At 68.5% G+C, this 542-nt stretch carries 1 protein-coding gene and 1 pseudogene; both read left to right on the forward strand.

Annotated features, from left to right (window positions below; all coding sequences use genetic code 11):
* On the forward strand, positions 1–418 hold a 418-nt coding region (locus tag EN893_RS37180), incomplete at its 5' end, for an ABC transporter permease subunit (protein WP_128362317.1).
* A pseudogene (locus EN893_RS37185) lies at positions 415–542 on the forward strand (ATP-binding cassette domain-containing protein); the annotation flags it as partial. The gene EN893_RS37180 and the pseudogene EN893_RS37185, both read left to right, overlap by 4 nt.

The raw sequence follows: 542 nt of genomic DNA on the forward strand, positions 1-542 counted from the left end.
CGCGCTGCCGCTCTATCAGCCCCTGTTCCCCATCCTGGTGGCCTATGCGCTGATGTTCCTGCCCCGCGCGCTGGTCAGCCGGCGGGCGTCGATCGCGCAGGCACCGGTCGAGCTCGAACGCGCCGCTTCCAGCCTCGGCCGCCCGCCGCTGCAGGCGCTGTGGTCGACGACGATCCGCCTGTCGGCGCCGGGTGCCGCGGCCGGCATGGCGCTGGTGGCGCTCGGCATCATGAACGAACTGACCGCCACCCAGATGCTGGCGCCGAACGGCACCCGCACGCTGGCGATGGCGTTCTGGTCCTACAGCGGCGAGATTGATTATGCCTCCGCGGCACCTTACGCCTTCATCATGGTGGCGATGTCGCTGCCCTTGACCTGGCTGCTCTATGTCCAGTCGAAACGGATGGCCGGACGATGAGCTTTCTCGAAATCGGTGGCTTGCACAAGCAGTACGGCCCGGTGGCCGCCCTTGCCGGCGTCGACCTGAACGTCGCCAGCGGCAGCCGCACGGCGATTGTCGGTCCTTCCGGCTGCGGCAAGAC

The organism is Mesorhizobium sp. M7A.F.Ca.CA.004.04.2.1 (assembly GCF_004022825.1).
Taxonomy (GTDB): domain Bacteria; phylum Pseudomonadota; class Alphaproteobacteria; order Rhizobiales; family Rhizobiaceae; genus Mesorhizobium.